We start from the raw sequence: 14,953 nt of genomic DNA on the forward strand, positions 1-14,953 counted from the left end.
GTGCTGGTGGTGGTGTGGGGTCAGCTGGTGGCGTAGCCGCGGGTGGCGATCCAGTCCGCGAGGTGCTCGACGCTGATCCAGTAGGAGGCGGTGTTCGGGTCGGCGGAGTCGGCGATCTTCACCGTGTCACCGTTGTCGTGGTAGCCGACGACGCTGATGTAGTGCCCGCCCTCGTAGGAGTGGGTGACACCGTCGGTGTCGGTGCTGGTGCCGGCGATGTTCGCGACCACGGCCCGGCCGTCGTCAACGGTGCGGACGATGTCGGCGCGCAGCTTGTCGGTCTGCTTGGCGTCGGCGTCGGGGGTGCTGATCTCCACCGACCGGTAGGCGTCAGCCTTGCCGGTTTCCTTGTTCAGGACGGGGGTGATGTCGTTGATGGAGTTGGTGCCGGCCTCGGTGGTGCCCATCTCCTTGGCCATGTCGTCGACGTTGATGTTCTTACCCTGAACACTCAGGGCGTTACGGGTCGCGGCGGGCCCGCAGTAGTAGAAGTTCGGCTGCGCCTCGTAGCGCACGCCGAGTTCCCGCTCACCGTGGCCCTTGCGGTCGGTCTGCGTTTGCGTGGCCGGCTTGCTGGTGGTGGGGGCGGCGAAGGCGGTGGTGACGGGGCCGGCGATGGCGCCTCCGGTGAAGGCGAGGCCGGCGGCGGTCAGGGCGGTCTTACGGATCAGATCGGTACGCATGATGGCGTGCTCCTCTGCATCGGGGGTGTACCCGCACGACACTCAACGGGGGGTGGTGCGTGCGGGGGAAGTTCGAGGGGTTCTGCCCGGTGACCCGCAACAGGGGGTCGGCGTCGGGACAGGGTGTAACCATCCGCGGTGGCAGGCCATTCCGCCTACCGGCGGGGGTCGGCCGTGGTGGTGCTCGGCCGTTCGGGGGATGTAACCGAGGCGGCCTGGCGGGTGTTCCCGGCAGGGCCGGCACGCGCCGTGACCTGGACTGTTGCGGTGGTCTGCCAGGTATAACGACCCCGGCCGGCCCACGATTCCGCCGCCGGGGTGGCTCCGACCACCCGACACTTCACACCAAACCCGACATAAGACCCACCCCCGCCCAGCCGGCCAACCGGACATGGCGGCCAGGGTGACCTGATCGACTCGGGTTCACGGAAATCGCGGTTTCCTGATGCCGGGATACCTCGACATCAGGAAACCCGAGTGGACCAAGCCGGTCTACTCCGTGAGCACCCGAGCCGACCCATCCCGGCACGACCCACCCCGGCCCGGCCCGGCCAAGATCGCGCTCGATCCAGGAAACAGTGCCTTCCCCATGCCAACGAGGCCACTACAACAAGGATCGAGCACGATCATGCGGGGTCGCGACCACCCGACGAGGGCGAGCGCGAGCCGCGCTCAGGTGCTGGGCTTCGCCTCTGTGCCGTCGCCGACCTTCGTGTCCTCGTCCAAGGCGGCGAGGATCGCCTCGGCGGTGCGCCGTCCCACCCCCGGCACCTCGGTGATCTCTTCGACCGTTGCGGCCGAGAGTCGCTTGAGCGAGCCGAAGTGCCGCAGTAGCGCCTTGCGACGCACCTCGCCCAGGCCGGGTACGTGGTCCAGCGCCGACTCGGTCATCCGCTTGGAGCGGCGCTGCCGATGGAAGGTGATGGCGAACCGGTGGGCCTCGTCACGCACCCGTTGCAGCAGGTAGAGCCCTTCCGAGGTGCGCGGGAGGATGACCGGGAACTCGTCGTCCGGGAGCCACACCTCCTCCAGCCGCTTGGCCAGCCCGCACAGGGCCACGTCGTCGATGCCCAGGTCGGCGAGGGCCTGCGCGGCCGCCGCGACCTGGGGGGCGCCGCCGTCGACGACCACCAGCTGCGGCGGGTACGCGAATTTTCGGGGCCGGCCGGTGGTCGGGTCGATCAGGACGCCGACCTGGGGCTCGACCGCGTCCTGGGGGGCGGCCGAGTCGTCGCCCGACTCCACGCCCACCTCGCCCGTCTCGGCCCTCGCGTCCAGGTAGCGGGCGAAGCGGCGACGCAGCACCTCGGACATCGCGGAGAGGTCGTCGGTGGCGCCCCGGACGATGAACCGCCGGTACTCGCTCTTGCGGGGCAACCCGTCCTCGAAGACCACCATGCTGGCGACCACGTCGGTGCCCTGGATCTGGGAGATGTCGAAACACTCGATGCGCAGCGGCGACGTGCTCATGCCGAGCGCCTCGCTGATCTCGTCCAGTGCCTTGCCCCGGGTGGTCAGGTCACCGGAGCGCTTGAGCTTGTGCCGGGCCAGCGCGTCCTTGGCGTTGCGCTCCACCGTCTCCATCAGTGAGCGTTTGTCGCCCCGCTGCGGCACCCGCAGCGACACCCGGCTGCCGCGGTGGTTGGAGAGCCACTCGGCCAGCGCGTCGGCGTCCGCGGGTAGCTCGGGGACCAGCAGTTCCCGAGGAACGTCGGCCTCGCCGTGCTCGCCGCCGTACACCTGGGTGCAGAAGTGGTGCACCAGGTCCCCGGTGGTCAGATCCTCGGTCTTCTCCACCACCCAACCGCGCTGGCCGCGGACCCGGCCGTCGCGGACGTGGAAGACCTGGACAGCCGCCTCGAGCGGGTCGTCGGCGAACGCGACGACGTCCGCGTCGGTGCCGTCGCCGAGCACCACTGTCTGCTTCTCCATGGCCCGGCGCAGCGCGGCCACGTCGTCGCGCAGCCGGGCGGCCCGCTCGAACTCCAGCTGCTCGCTCGCCTCGGTCATCTCACGTTCGATCTTGCGGACCATGGTGTCGGTGCGCCCGGCCATGAAGTCGCAGAACCCGTCGACGATGGCCCGGTGTTCGTCGGCGGAGACGGTGCCGACGCACGGCGCCGAGCACTTGCCGATGTAGCCCAGCAGGCAGGGACGACCGACCTGACCGGCCCGCTTGAACACCCCGGCGGAGCACGTCCGCGCGGGGAAGACCCGCAGCAGCAGGTCGAGGGTCTCCCGGATGGCCCAGGCATGCGAATAGGGACCGAAGTAACGCACGCCCTTGCGCTTGGCGCCGCGCATCACCTGCAGCCGGGGGTACTCCTCGTCGAGGGTGACGGCGAGATAGGGGTACGACTTGTCGTCGCGGTAGCGGACGTTGAACCGCGGGTCGTACTGCTTGATCCAGGTGAACTCCTGCTGGAGCGCCTCGACCTCGGTGCCGACGGTGATCCAGTCCACCGACTCGGCGGTGGTGACCATCTGCCGGGTGCGCTCGTGCAGGTTCCAGACGTCGCCGAAGTAGGAGTTGAGCCGGCTGCGCAGATTTCGCGCCTTGCCGACGTAGATCACCCGGCCGGTGCCGTCGCGAAAGCGGTAGACCCCCGGTAGCTCCGGGATGGTGCCGGGTGCGGGGCGGTAGGTCGAGGGGTCAGCCACGCCAACAAGCCTAGTCCGCAGCACCGACAGCCCACCGCGAGCGTGATCCACTCGGCGTCCCGGCAGTCGGGGTGTCGGCACACCGCTGACACCCCGACGTGCCGAAACGCGAGCCGAGCCTGCGACGCCGGGCCGCCGACCGGCCGGTCAGCATGCGGCCGGGCCAGCCCGCCGGCCCCGCGTCGGATCAGGCCAGCGAGATCTGGTCGCCGGTGACCTTGATTTCCTTCGGCGGCAGCGGCTTGGTGGCCGGGCCGGCCTTCACCGAGCCGTCCTCGATCGAGAACTTGCTGCCGTGGCAGGTGCAGTTGATGGTGCCGCCGTCGACGTTCGTCACCGGGCAGTTCTGGTGCGTACAGATCGGGCTGAAGCCCTTGAACTGGCCTGCCGCGGGCTGGGTGATGACCACACCTTCGGCGGCGAGGACCTTGCCGCCCCCGACCGGGATGTCGGCGGTGGTGGCCAACGACTGGGCGTTCTGTCGGTCGCCGCCGCCGGCGTCACCGGTGCTGGGTACCGCCGGGCCGCCACTGGTGGGTGCGTCACTGCCGCTGCCGCCGTCGTCGCTGCCGCAGGCAGCCAGGACGACGGCCGCGCCGACCGCCCCGACGCCGGTGAGCAGGGTACGACGGGTCTGCACACCCGGACCGGTCAGCGCCTGATCGTCACTCATGCCTCGCCTCTCTCTAGCCCGCTGCCGGTCGAAAGCCGGCCACACTTCTCCACACGGGCAACTGTGCCGGATGGTTCATCGCGCGACTCGTCCGACCCGGCAAATGGGGCGGGGCGGGTCGTCAACCGACCCGCCCCGCCCCGCGAACACGCACCGAAAGGTCAACGCGCGGCGGCCGGCACCTTACGGCTGGTCCGCGCCTTGGTCACGCCGTTGGCCTTGGCGGCCCGGGTGGTGGCGGCAGCCGCACCCTTGGCCTTGCCGTCGAGCTTGAGCACCTGGCGCAGGAACTCGCCGGTGTGGCTCTCGGCCACCTCGGCGACCTCCTCGGGGGTGCCGGTGGCGAGCACTGTGCCGCCACGGTGGCCACCCTCGGGACCCATGTCGATCAGCCAGTCCGCGGTCTTGATCACGTCGAGGTTGTGCTCGATCGTGATCACCGTGTTGCCCTTGTCGACAAGCCCTTCCAGCACCATCAGCAGCTTGCGGATGTCCTCGAAGTGCAGACCGGTGGTCGGCTCGTCGAGCACGTAGACCGTCCGCCCGGTGGAGCGCTTCTGCAACTCGGAGGCGAGCTTGACCCGCTGCGCCTCACCACCGGAGAGGGTCGGCGCGGGCTGGCCGAGGCGGACGTAGCCCAGGCCGACGTCGACAAGGGTCTTCAGGTGCCGGTGGATGGCCGGGATGGCGGAGAAGAACTCGGCGGCCTCCTCGATCGGCATCTCCAGCACGTCCGAGACGGTCTTGCCCTTGTAGTGCACCTCCAGGGTCTCCCGGTTGTACCGGGCGCCCTTGCATACCTCGCAGGGGACGTACACGTCGGGCAGGAAGTTCATCTCGATCTTGATGGTGCCGTCACCCGAGCACGCCTCGCAGCGCCCGCCCTTGACGTTGAAGGAGAACCGACCCGGGCCGTACCCGCGCACCTTCGCCTCGGTGGTCTCGGCGAAGAGCTTGCGGACGTGGTCCCAGACGCCGGTGTAGGTGGCCGGGTTGGAGCGCGGTGTGCGGCCGATCGGCGACTGGTCCACGCCGACGACCTTGTCCACGTGCTCCAGCCCGGAGACACGGGTGTGCCGGCCGGGCACCAGCCGGGCGCCGTTGATCTGGTTGGCCAGCACCGCGTACAGGATGTCGTTGACCAGCGTCGACTTGCCCGAGCCGCTGACCCCGGTGACCGCGATCAGCTGGCCCAGCGGGAACGAGACGGTCAGGTTGCGCAGGTTGTGCTCCCGCGCGCCGTGCACCACCAGCTCGCGGGCCGGGTCCTGTGGGCGGCGGCCCGTCGGCGTCGGGATCGACCGCCGACCGGACAGGTACGCCCCGGTGATCGACTCCTTGTTCTTCAGCAACGCCGGCACCGAGCCGCTGTGCACGATCTTGCCGCCGTGCTCACCCGCGCCCGGCCCGATGTCGACGATCCAGTCGGCGGTGCGGATGGTGTCCTCGTCGTGCTCCACCACGATCAGGGTGTTGCCGAGCCCACGCAGCCGGATCAGGGTCTCGATCAGTCGGTGGTTGTCGCGCTGGTGCAGCCCGATCGACGGCTCGTCGAGCACGTAGAGCACGCCCACCAGGCCGGAGCCGATCTGGGTGGCCAGCCGGATGCGTTGTGCCTCGCCGCCGGAGAGCGTGCCCGCCGGGCGGTCCAGGGAGAGGTAGTCCAGGCCGACGTCGAGCAGGAACCGCAGCCGGGCGTTGATCTCCTTGAGGACCCGCTCGGCGATCATCTTCTGCCGGTCGGTCAGCTCGATGCCGGCGAGCAGGTCGGCGCACTCCCCCACGGACAGGTTGCAGACCTCGGCGATGCTCTTGCCGGCCAGCGTGACCGCGAGCACCTCGGGCTTGAGCCGGGCACCGCCGCACGCCGCGCACGGCACGTCGCGCATGTAGCCCTCGTACTTGTCGCGGGACCACTCGGACTCGGTGTCGGAGTGCCGGCGCTCGATCCACTGCACCACGCCCTCGAAGCCGGTGTAGTAGGAACGCTCACGGCCGTACTTGTTGCGGTAGCGCACGTGCACCTGATCGTCGGAGCCGTGCAGGATCGTCTTCTGCGCCCGCGCTGGCAACGCCCGCCACGGGGTGTCGATGTCGAAGTGCTGGGCCTCGCCGAGCGCCTCCAGCAGGCGCAGGAAGTATTCCAGGTTGTGCCCTGTGGACCAGGGCTGGATGGCGCCCTCGCGCAGGCTGCGCTCCGGGTCGGGGACCAGCAGCTCCGGGTCGACCTCCTTCTTCGTGCCCAGGCCGGTGCACTCCGGGCAGGCGCCGTAGGGCGCGTTGAAGGAGAACACCCGAGGCTCGAGATCCTCGATGGCGAGCGGGTGGTCGTTGGGGCAGGCCAGGTGCTCGGAGTAGCGGCGCTCGCGGTCCGGGTCGTCCTCGGGAAGGTCGACGAAGTCGAGCAGGACCAAGCCGCTGGACAGACCCAGGGCGGCCTCGACCGAGTCGGTCAACCGCTGCTTGGCGCTCGGCTTGACGGTGAGCCGGTCGATCACCACCTCGATGGTGTGCTTCTCCTGCTTCTTGAGCTTCGGCGGCTCGGTCAGCGGGTGCACCACGCCGTCGACCCGGGCCCGGGCGTAGCCCTTGGCCTGGAGCTCGGCGAAGAGGTCGACATATTCGCCCTTGCGGCCACGGATCACCGGGGCGAGCACCATGAACTTGGTGCCCTCGGCCATGGCGAGGACCCGGTCGACGATCTGCTGCGGGCTCTGCCGGGAGATGCGCTCACCACAGACCGGGCAGTGCGGCTCACCGATGCGGGCGTAGAGCAGACGCAGGTAGTCGTAGACCTCGGTGATGGTGCCGACGGTCGAGCGCGGGTTACGCGAGGTGGATTTCTGGTCGATCGAGACGGCCGGGCTCAGGCCCTCGATGAAGTCGACGTCTGGCTTGTCCATCTGACCGAGGAACTGCCGGGCGTACGACGAGAGCGACTCGACGTAGCGGCGCTGCCCCTCGGCGAAGATCGTGTCGAAGGCCAGGCTCGACTTGCCCGACCCGGACAGCCCGGTGAACACGATGAGTGCGTCCCGGGGCAGGTCGAGACTGACGTCACGCAGGTTGTGCTCGCGCGCGCCACGGATGATCAGTCGGTCGGCCACTGTGCGTGTACTCCCGGAAGAAGATGAAGCGAAGGATCTGTCCCGCTCTGGGTGGTCTTGAGCGGTCGTGCGGGCGCGGAAAACACGCCTCGGCAACTCTAGCCCCGAGGTATGACAGTTTCCCTCGCCCGCACATTCCCCCAGCTCAGCCCGGTCGGCCGCGCCGCCCATACGCCCCGCGTACCCGCCGCCCACACGCCCGCCAAAGCGCCGCCCACAAACCCCGCGCACGCGCGGTCCGCAGGCGCCGGTCAGAAGCCGCCGGGCGTCGGCGGACGCGCGGCCCGACGCCGGGCCGAACGCCACCCCCCGCGTCGCTCCGCCGCCACCCGGGCCTCCCGCCGTCGGCTCTCGTGGGCCACCTCACCCTGCAGCCGCCGCCAGCTCTCCCACCGACGGGTGGAGAGCTCGCCGGTGTGCAGCGCCTCCCGGACCGCGCAGGCCGGCTCGCCGTCGTGGCCACAGTCGGCGTACCGGCAACCCTCGGCCAGCCCGGCGATGTCGGCGAACGCCCGGTCGAGCCCGGTTGCGCCGTCGAGCAGGCCGACCGCCCGGACGCCGGGCGTGTCGATCACCGCACCGCCACCGGGGATGGGTACGAGGGCCCGCCAGGTGGTGGTGTGCCGGCCCTTGCCGTCCACCCGCCGGATCGCCTGGGTGGGCATCATCACCGCCCCGACGAGGGCGTTGACCAGGCTCGACTTGCCCGCACCGGACGGGCCGAGCAGGCCGAGGGTGCGGCCGGGCGTCACCTCGGCGCGCAGCGGTTCCAGCCCGAGGCCACGTTCGGCGCTGACCGGCAGCACCGGCACCCCGGGGGCGACGGCGGCCAGCTGGCGGGCCAGCGCGGCCGGGTCGGCAGCGAGGTCCGCCTTGGTCAGTACGACAAGTGGCCGGGCGCCGGACTCGTGGGCCAGGGAGAGCAGCCGCTCGATCCGGCCCACGTCCGGCTCGGGGTGCACCGGCTCCACCACGGCGGCGGCGTCGAGGTTGGCGGCCAGCACCTGACCGCTGGCGTCCTTGCCGGCGGTACGCCGGATCAGCGCGCCTCGCCGCGGCAGCACCGCCTCGACTGTGACGCGGCGGTCCGGCCAGTGCGTGAGCAGCACCCAGTCCCCGGCGCAGGGCAGCGCGGACGGGTCCCGGGCGGCGACGGTCAGCACCGCCCCACCCAGGCTGGCCCGGACCGGGCCGACTGCGGTGAGCACCGTGCAGACCCCCCGGTCCACCCGGGCCACCCGACCCGGCTGGTGCTCGCCGCGGCGCGCGGCGTACGCCGTCCGCTCGGCGTCCCAGCCGAGGGCGGTCAGATCGATCGTCATGGCATCCTCATCGGTGTCGAAGCTGGTGATGGCGGAACACGCGTGCCACGTCCGGCATGATCACCACCTCCGTCCGATGTCCCGGTGCCGCGTCTGCCGCTGACGGTAGGTCCCGCACCGACGCGCCGAAAGCGATTTCCGCGGCGACGGCGCGACGGCGGACCGCTAGGGTCGACGGGTGACCACGGATCCGCTGTTGCTGATGGGCGAGGTGGACGCGGCGACCAGCCGACTACTGCGTAGCGCCGCTTCCCTCGACACCGCGGACCTGGCCGCCGCGTCGCTGCTGCCGGGCTGGACGCGCGGCCACGTGCTGGCGCATGTGGCGCGCAACGCCGACGGTTTCGTCAACCTGCTCACCGCGGCCCGCACCGGGGCGGCGCTGCCGATGTACGCCTCGCTGGACGCCCGCACCGCGGACATCGAAGCCGGTTCGGACCGGCCACCGGCCGCGCACCTGGACGACCTGCGACGCACCGCGGACCTGTTCTCCGAGGCGGTCGCGGCGATGCCGGCCGACGCCTGGGCGGCGACGGTGCAGGCGCGTAGGGGCCCGTGGCCGGCGGCGCTGCTGGTCTGGGGCCGGCTGCGGGAGATCGAGGTGCATCACCTCGATCTGGCCGTCGACTACCGGGCCGCGGACTGGTCGGAGACGTTCGCCCACCGTCTGCTGCGGGAGGCGGCCAGTCATCACGCCACGGGGCCGACACCGCCGTCGATGGTGCTGCGCCTCGACGGCAGCGAGCATGAGGTGGTGATCGGGGAACGCGTGGACGCCCCGGTCGTCGCCGGCACCGCCCCCGACCTCGCCGCCTGGCTGATCGGCCGCGCCGACGGCGCCCTGCTCTCCGTCATCCCTGACGGTCCCCTGCCTACTCCACCGGAATGGATATAGAAAACGTCATGACATACAGCGGAGACGTCACGCACGGCGGCGCACCGGCGGTTCGGGAGCTGGACGGGCTGACCATCAGCAAGCTGTCGGTGGGTCCGATGGACAACAACGCCTACCTGCTGCGCTGCACGGGCACCGGTGATCAGGTGCTGATCGACGCCGCCAACGAGGCGCCCCGGCTGCTCGAACTGATCGGTGACGGTGGGCTCACCGCCGTGGTGACGACCCACCAGCACATGGATCACTGGGTGGCGCTGGAGGAGGTCGTCGCCAAGACCGGCGCCCGGGCGTTGGTGCACGCCGATGACGCGTCAGGGTTGCCGATCGAGGCGGAGCGGCTGGCCGACGGCGACACCGTGGCGGTCGGCGACTGCGCGCTGGAGGTCATCCACATCAAGGGGCACACCCCGGGTTCGATCGCGCTGCTCTACCGCGACCCGGCCGGCACCCCGCACCTCTTCACCGGCGACAGTCTCTTCCCCGGCGGGGTGGGTAACACCGACAAGGACCCGGAGCGCTTCGCGGCGCTGATCGGCGACGTCGAGCACAAGCTGTTCGACCAACTCCCGGACGACACCTGGTTCTACCCGGGCCACGGCAAGGACAGCACCCTCGGCGCCGAGCGTCCCGCCCTCCCCCAGTGGAAAGCCAGAGGCTGGTAACCCACTACCCCACCACCAACCAGAAGACCCAACGTCGACCAAGAACAACCAAGATCAAAACCCACCGGCGAAGGCGGCACCCTCGCACAAACCGGAACCACGACGGGGCGGGGGCCCGCCGTGCCCGGCGCAGGGATCAAGCCTGACCGCCCGGAGCCGGGCACGGCGGGCCCCCGCCCCCCACCCACCGCAACCCGGCCCAAGCGCCCAAGCGCCCCCGCGCCCAAGCGCCCCCGCGCCCCCGCGAACGAAGAAAGCTCAGCCAACGACGGAGAACAACCGCCGCCGCGCCCCCAGCAACGCGATGGAGGCGAGCACCAGCCCGACCCCCATCGTGACCAGCAGCGGGCTGGGGTCGCCCGGCAGCAGCCCGGCCACCGACCGCGACGCGGTGCCCAGGGCGAGGTAGAGACCGGCCCAGGCGGCCGCGCCGATCGTCGCGCAGCCGAGAAATCGGCCGTACGACATCCGCAGCCCGCCGGCGGCCAGTGGCAGCAGCGCGTTGAAGACCGGCAGGAACGGCGCGACCATCATCATCCGGCCGCCGCCGCGGCGCAGGATTCCTTCGGCCGCTGTCCAGCGTGCCTCGCCGATCCAGCCGCCGACGCGACTGTCGCGCAGTCGGTCGGAGTAGCGCCGGCCGACCAGGAAGCTCAGCGACCAGCCGGCCAGGCAGCCGACCAGCACCGCGGTGAAGGTGGCCAACCCGGCGCTGGGGCGGCCGACGCCGACGGCGGCGAGGATCGCGACGTCGCCGGGGACCAGGACACCCAGCAGGGGTACGGCGTCGAAGAGCATGACGAGCCCGAGCGCACCCATCAGCAGCAGAATCGGTAGTTCTCCGATCTGGGCCAGCCATTGCGTCATGCGTCGACGCTATGGCCGTGGCACCACTTCGGACATCGGGTCGTAGCCCTTAGTGACCCCTGGTATCCGCCTCGGGGTCGCCCCTGAGTCGGGGTCCGCCTCAGGCGGGGCGCAGCACCTGCACGTGGCGTAGCGACGAGTCGACCGACGGTTCGGTGGTGGGTACCGGGTAGTCGGCCAGCACGGTCAGGCGGTCCGTGGGTAGGTGTCCACGGCCGGGGTCGCCGACCAGCACGTCGGCGCCTGCGGCGGCGACCCGCTGCAGGAAGGGCAGCATGCGGTCGGCCATCGCGCGGTCGTAGAAGACGTCTCCGGCGACGACCAGGTCGACCTTCGCTTCGGTGCTGTCGAGCAGGTCGTCCCCGGTGGCGTCGACGGCGACGTGGTTGGCCCGCGCGTTGAGGGTGACGGCCGCGACGGCGTACGGGTCGATGTCGTTGGCGATGACCTCCGCGGCGCCGGCGAGCGCGGCGGCGATGGCCACCAGTCCGGACCCGGCGGCGAGGTCGAGCACCCGGCGGCCGGCTGCCAGCTCCGGGTGGTCCAGGAGGTGGCGGGCCAGGGCTTGTCCTCCGGCCCAGGCGGACGCCCAGTACGGCGCTGGCAGCGCGTGTCCGGCGGCTGCTTCCATCCGGGCCCACCAGACGATCGCGTCCTCGGCCAGGTGCAGCCGCACCTCGGGGACGAACGGAGTGGGCATCAGCCGGAGCCGGTCCAGACCGGCACCGGGCGCGTGGATCTCGCGTTCCAGCTCGGTCAGCGCGTCGGCTGCGGCATCTCTCATCGGCGCAAGCATGCCCCAGCGGCGGTTGGTCGGGGCGGGTTTCGCATGCCGCCGCGCAGAGTTCACCCGAGTTCAGTCAAATACCTACGGCACTTCGGCCAGCGGATCGGGGTTTTGCCCGTTACTGTCGAACAGGTACGGGCGATCATCGGCCAGAGGCCGAGGGTCAGCCGCTTTGAACAGGGAGAGATGCATGGCAACCGGCACGGTTAAGTGGTTCAACTCGGAAAAGGGCTTCGGCTTCATCGAGCAGGACGGTGGAGGGCCGGACGTGTTCGTCCACTACTCCGCCATCGCTTCGAGCGGCTACCGGGAGCTCAACGAGGGCCAGAAGGTCGAGTTCGAGGTGACCCAGGGGCAGAAGGGTCCGCAGGCGGACAACGTCCGCCCGATGTAGCTCCGTGCCGGTGACGGCGGCCGGTCTCCGGCCGCCGTCGCAGCGCACTCAAGACGCCGCCGGGGCGGCGGGCAGGTCCCGCCGCCTCCGGATTGGCCCGACCAGCAGGATCAACGGGGTGAGCGCCAGCCAGGCGGTCATCACGACAATTGCCGTCTCGACGCCGTAACGTGCGCCGATGGCACCGGCCAGCACGGCCGCCAGCGGGATCGTGCCGTAGTTGAGCAGATGCATGCTCACCGTCACCCGGCCCAGCAGGTGGTGCGGCGTGTAGGTCTGCCGGAAGGCACCCTTGACCACGTTGCCGATGGCCACCCCGAGACCGATCAGCAGGCCGCCGAGGGCGGGCCAGGCCAGCCCGACGCCGGGTGCGGCGAGCGGGATGAGCAGCGCGGGCGGGCCGGTGAACGCCGCCGCGATCAGTAGCGCCCGCGCGGTGCCGAAGCGCCGGGCCACAGTGGTAGCGAGCAGCGCGCCGATGATTCCGCCGGCGCTCATCACCCCGACGAGCCCGCCCACCAGGCCCGGCTCGAGACGCAGTTCGCGGACCAGGAAGACCACCAGGACGGCCTGGTATCCGGTCAGCCCGATGTTGCTGGCCGCGCCGAAGAGCGTGAGCACCCGCAGGTACGGGTCCCTGATGACGAAGCGCAAACCTTCGCTGATGTCGCGGCGCAGCGATCGGGACCGCTCCGAGGGGCGTACGCGTGGTTCGCGGGTGCGGATGCGCAGCAGGAACACCGCGGAGAGCAGGAACGTGAGCGCGTCCAGCAGCAGCGCGGCGACGGCACCGACGAGTTGGGCGATCAGACCGGCGAGGCCGGGTCCGACGACGTAGCTCACTGTCTGGGTCGCCTGGAGCTTGGCGTTGCCCTCCGGCAGTTGCTCGGGTCGCAGCAGCACCGGCAGGTAGACCTGGTCGGCGGTTTCGAAGAAGACGCGCGCGGCGCCCGCGCTGAGGGCGACCACCAGCAGGTGCGCGACGGTGAGCCGGTCCACCAGCGCGGCCACTGGCACGCTGAGGAAGGCCACCGCGCAGAGCAGGTCGCAGATCACCATCACCGGTCGGCGGGGCAGCCGGTCGACCCACGCGCCGGCCGGCAGGCCGATCAGCAACCAGGGCAGCCAGGCCGCGGCGGTGAGCACCGCCACCTGGAAGGTGCCGGCGTCGAGGACGGCGACCGCGACCAGGGGCAGCGCGACGGTGGTGACGTTGCTGCCGACGCTGCTGACCGCCTGGCCGGCCCAGAGCAGCCGGAAGTCGCGGTGCCGCAGCAGCCCTCCGGTCGGACGGACGTCGAGGGTGTCGTCGCGGGTGGCGGTGGTCACGGTTTGGCCGGTATGCCGTGGACGAACACGAAGACCGGCCTGCGGTCGGCGTCGTCGTCGGGTGGCTCCCGGTCGGCCCAGCGCGCGAGGACGTCGATCATCTCGCGGCTCAGCTCGGCCAGTTCCTCGGGTGTGAGGCGTAGCCAGTGGTCGGTGGAGAACGGCGCGTCGTTCCAGGTGGCCTGGGTGCTCTCGTCGGCGGCGTGCCAGGCCCGGGCCAGGGCGACGTGCCGGTCCAGGTTGAGCGAGGTGGCGGCGTCGGCGACCGCTCGGGCCGCCGGGTCGGCGTCGAAGTCGGCGTTGGACCAGCTCAGCGCTCGGGTGACCAGGCGCCACCACCGCTCGCGCCGGTCCCGGGCCAACTCGGGCGCCTCGGTGACCAGGTCGGCGGCGGCGAGGACCTTGAGGTGGTGGCTGACGTTCGCGGGGGCCTGGTCGGTGCGCTCGGCGAGCAGCCCGACGGTGGAGGGCCCGTGGACCTTGAACACGTCCATCAGCCGGCGGCGCAGCGGGTGGGACATGGCGGCCAGCACCCGGGAGTCGGTGATCTGGCGTACGTCGGAGCTGTCCATGCCGACAGGATGGCATCCGCAACAGCTCTTGCGCAATAACTATTGCTCAAGAGCCGTTGCGGATGCGCCAAGAGGGGCGGCTCGGCGGCCTCGGGCCGCCCCTCGCTCAGGCGACCAGCCGGCGGGCCAACTCGTCGGCGACCTGCTTGGCCATGGTGGGCGGGATGGCTGCGGCGATCTTCTCCGGCGTCAGCGACGCCAGGACGCCCTGGACGATCGCCGGCTCGTCGGTGAAGTCCCGGTTGGACAGCGCGGTCAGCGCCGCCTGCAACGCGCTCACCTGGGCGGCGAGCGACGTCAGCGTCGGGTGCGCCGAGACGAAGTTCGGGACGGTGGCATCCTCACCGACCGCCATCCGGGTGTAGATCTGCCCGATCGGGTTACGGCCGTCCAGCACTGTGAGGTTCTTGTGGACGGTGGCCAGCCAGTTGTGTTCTTCGGGGGTCATGTCGTCGTCCTCCAGGAGTCCGATGGAGCTGAGGTACCGGCGGAACAGGGGCCGCTGGTCGCGGCCCGCCTTGATGGCGTCGCGGAAGAAGCTGAAGTGGGTGTGCCAGCGGTGGGAACTGTCGCCACTGGTGCGCTTGCCGAGGCGGTCCCACCGCCGCACAGTGGTGCCGTCGGGGCTGTAAATGATCTCCCGGATGTCCCGGGCGTCGGCCGCGTTCGCGACGCACTGCGCGACGCACCAGACCGAGAAGCTGGGCAGGGTGTTCGTACGACCACCGGAGCGGACATTGAACTGGCCGACGTCCAGCGCCGCCGCGTCGAGGGTCAGCCCGGCCCGGTCGCGGGGCGACTCGACCACCGAGTAGTCGTTCGTGACCACCCGGTCCGATCCGCAGTGGTAGCCACCCCGGTGGGCCGAGTCGCCGACGATGCCGACCTCGCCCGGGTCCAGGTCGTCTGGCCCGGGGGCGTTGTCGAGGTGAGTGAGGAGCAGGCTTCGGACGGCCAGAAGATTAGCCGGGGCCCGGGTCATGGGGGTCCCCCTTTCCGAG

At 70.9% G+C, this 14,953-nt stretch carries 13 protein-coding genes; 3 read left to right on the forward strand and 10 right to left on the reverse strand.

From position 1 onward, the window contains the following. Nucleotides 1-20: 20 nt before the first annotated feature. The 5 genes from OHB44_RS24310 to rsgA all read right to left on the reverse strand — a co-directional run bounded on the left by OHB44_RS24310 (nt 21) and on the right by rsgA (nt 8,446). A complete protein-coding gene (locus OHB44_RS24310) occupies nt 21-683 on the reverse strand; it encodes a C39 family peptidase (RefSeq protein ID WP_330438392.1) in 663 nt (220 codons plus the stop codon). 672 nt (nt 684-1,355) lie between these two features. Continuing rightward, nucleotides 1,356-3,344 (reverse strand): excinuclease ABC subunit UvrC, encoded by a 1,989-nt coding sequence (gene uvrC / locus OHB44_RS24315; protein WP_330438393.1) that lies wholly within the window; start codon nt 3,342-3,344, stop codon nt 1,356-1,358. A gap of 187 nt (nt 3,345-3,531) precedes the next feature. Continuing rightward, the gene (locus tag OHB44_RS24320) at nt 3,532-4,017 is read right to left on the reverse strand and encodes a Rieske (2Fe-2S) protein (RefSeq protein WP_238685524.1); all 486 of its coding nucleotides are present in this window, start codon (nt 4,015-4,017) and stop codon (nt 3,532-3,534) included. A gap of 161 nt (nt 4,018-4,178) precedes the next feature. Continuing rightward, nucleotides 4,179-7,124 carry an excinuclease ABC subunit UvrA gene (uvrA, locus tag OHB44_RS24325; protein ID WP_238685525.1) on the reverse strand — a complete coding sequence of 982 codons (2,946 nt, stop codon included), beginning with the start codon at nt 7,122-7,124 and terminating at the stop codon, nt 4,179-4,181. A gap of 251 nt (nt 7,125-7,375) precedes the next feature. Continuing rightward, nucleotides 7,376-8,446 (reverse strand): ribosome small subunit-dependent GTPase A, encoded by a 1,071-nt coding sequence (rsgA, locus tag OHB44_RS24330; RefSeq protein WP_238685526.1) that lies wholly within the window; start codon nt 8,444-8,446, stop codon nt 7,376-7,378. A 178-nt stretch (nt 8,447-8,624) separates the two neighbouring features. Between rsgA and OHB44_RS24335 the strand changes: the two genes are divergently transcribed. Together OHB44_RS24335 and OHB44_RS24340 are read left to right on the forward strand one after the other, a co-directional pair. Continuing rightward, nucleotides 8,625-9,341, forward strand: a complete 717-nt coding sequence (locus OHB44_RS24335; RefSeq protein ID WP_238685527.1) for a maleylpyruvate isomerase family mycothiol-dependent enzyme — start codon at nt 8,625-8,627, stop codon at nt 9,339-9,341. 8 nt (nt 9,342-9,349) lie between these two features. After that, nucleotides 9,350-10,003, forward strand: coding sequence for an MBL fold metallo-hydrolase (locus tag OHB44_RS24340; RefSeq protein WP_238685528.1), 654 nt, complete (start codon nt 9,350-9,352; stop codon nt 10,001-10,003). A gap of 258 nt (nt 10,004-10,261) precedes the next feature. On the opposite strand, the gene OHB44_RS24345 is transcribed toward OHB44_RS24340, so the two are convergent. Both OHB44_RS24345 and OHB44_RS24350 read right to left on the reverse strand, forming a co-directional pair. Continuing rightward, nucleotides 10,262-10,870: a DedA family protein gene (locus OHB44_RS24345; protein ID WP_266304944.1), complete on the reverse strand. Its 609-nt coding sequence runs from the start codon at nt 10,868-10,870 to the stop codon at nt 10,262-10,264. Between the two features lie 100 nt (nt 10,871-10,970). Beyond that, complete coding sequence (locus OHB44_RS24350; protein ID WP_323181927.1) at nt 10,971-11,654, reverse strand: class I SAM-dependent methyltransferase; 684 nt, start codon at nt 11,652-11,654, stop codon at nt 10,971-10,973. Nucleotides 11,655-11,847: 193 nt separating this feature from the next. On the opposite strand from OHB44_RS24350, the gene OHB44_RS24355 reads away from it, so the two are divergent. Continuing rightward, nucleotides 11,848-12,051, forward strand: coding sequence for a cold-shock protein (locus tag OHB44_RS24355; protein WP_007462771.1), 204 nt, complete (start codon nt 11,848-11,850; stop codon nt 12,049-12,051). A 48-nt stretch (nt 12,052-12,099) separates the two neighbouring features. Here OHB44_RS24355 and OHB44_RS24360 read toward each other — a convergent pair whose 3' ends face one another. From OHB44_RS24360 to OHB44_RS24370, 3 genes are all read right to left on the reverse strand, one after another. After that, the gene (locus OHB44_RS24360) at nt 12,100-13,380 is read right to left on the reverse strand and encodes an MFS transporter (RefSeq protein WP_330438394.1); all 1,281 of its coding nucleotides are present in this window, start codon (nt 13,378-13,380) and stop codon (nt 12,100-12,102) included. After that, on the reverse strand, nt 13,377-13,952 hold the full coding sequence (locus OHB44_RS24365) for an ArsR/SmtB family transcription factor (protein ID WP_330438395.1): 576 nt from the start codon (nt 13,950-13,952) through the stop codon (nt 13,377-13,379). Before OHB44_RS24365 ends, OHB44_RS24360 begins: the two co-directional genes overlap by 4 nt. Before the next feature lie 106 nt (nt 13,953-14,058). After that, nucleotides 14,059-14,934, reverse strand: coding sequence for a hypothetical protein (locus OHB44_RS24370; RefSeq protein WP_238685532.1), 876 nt, complete (start codon nt 14,932-14,934; stop codon nt 14,059-14,061). Between the last annotated feature and the right edge of the window lie 19 nt (nt 14,935-14,953).

This window comes from Micromonospora sp. NBC_00821, assembly GCF_036347035.1.
Classification (GTDB): Bacteria; Actinomycetota; Actinomycetes; order Mycobacteriales; family Micromonosporaceae; genus Micromonospora; species Micromonospora hortensis.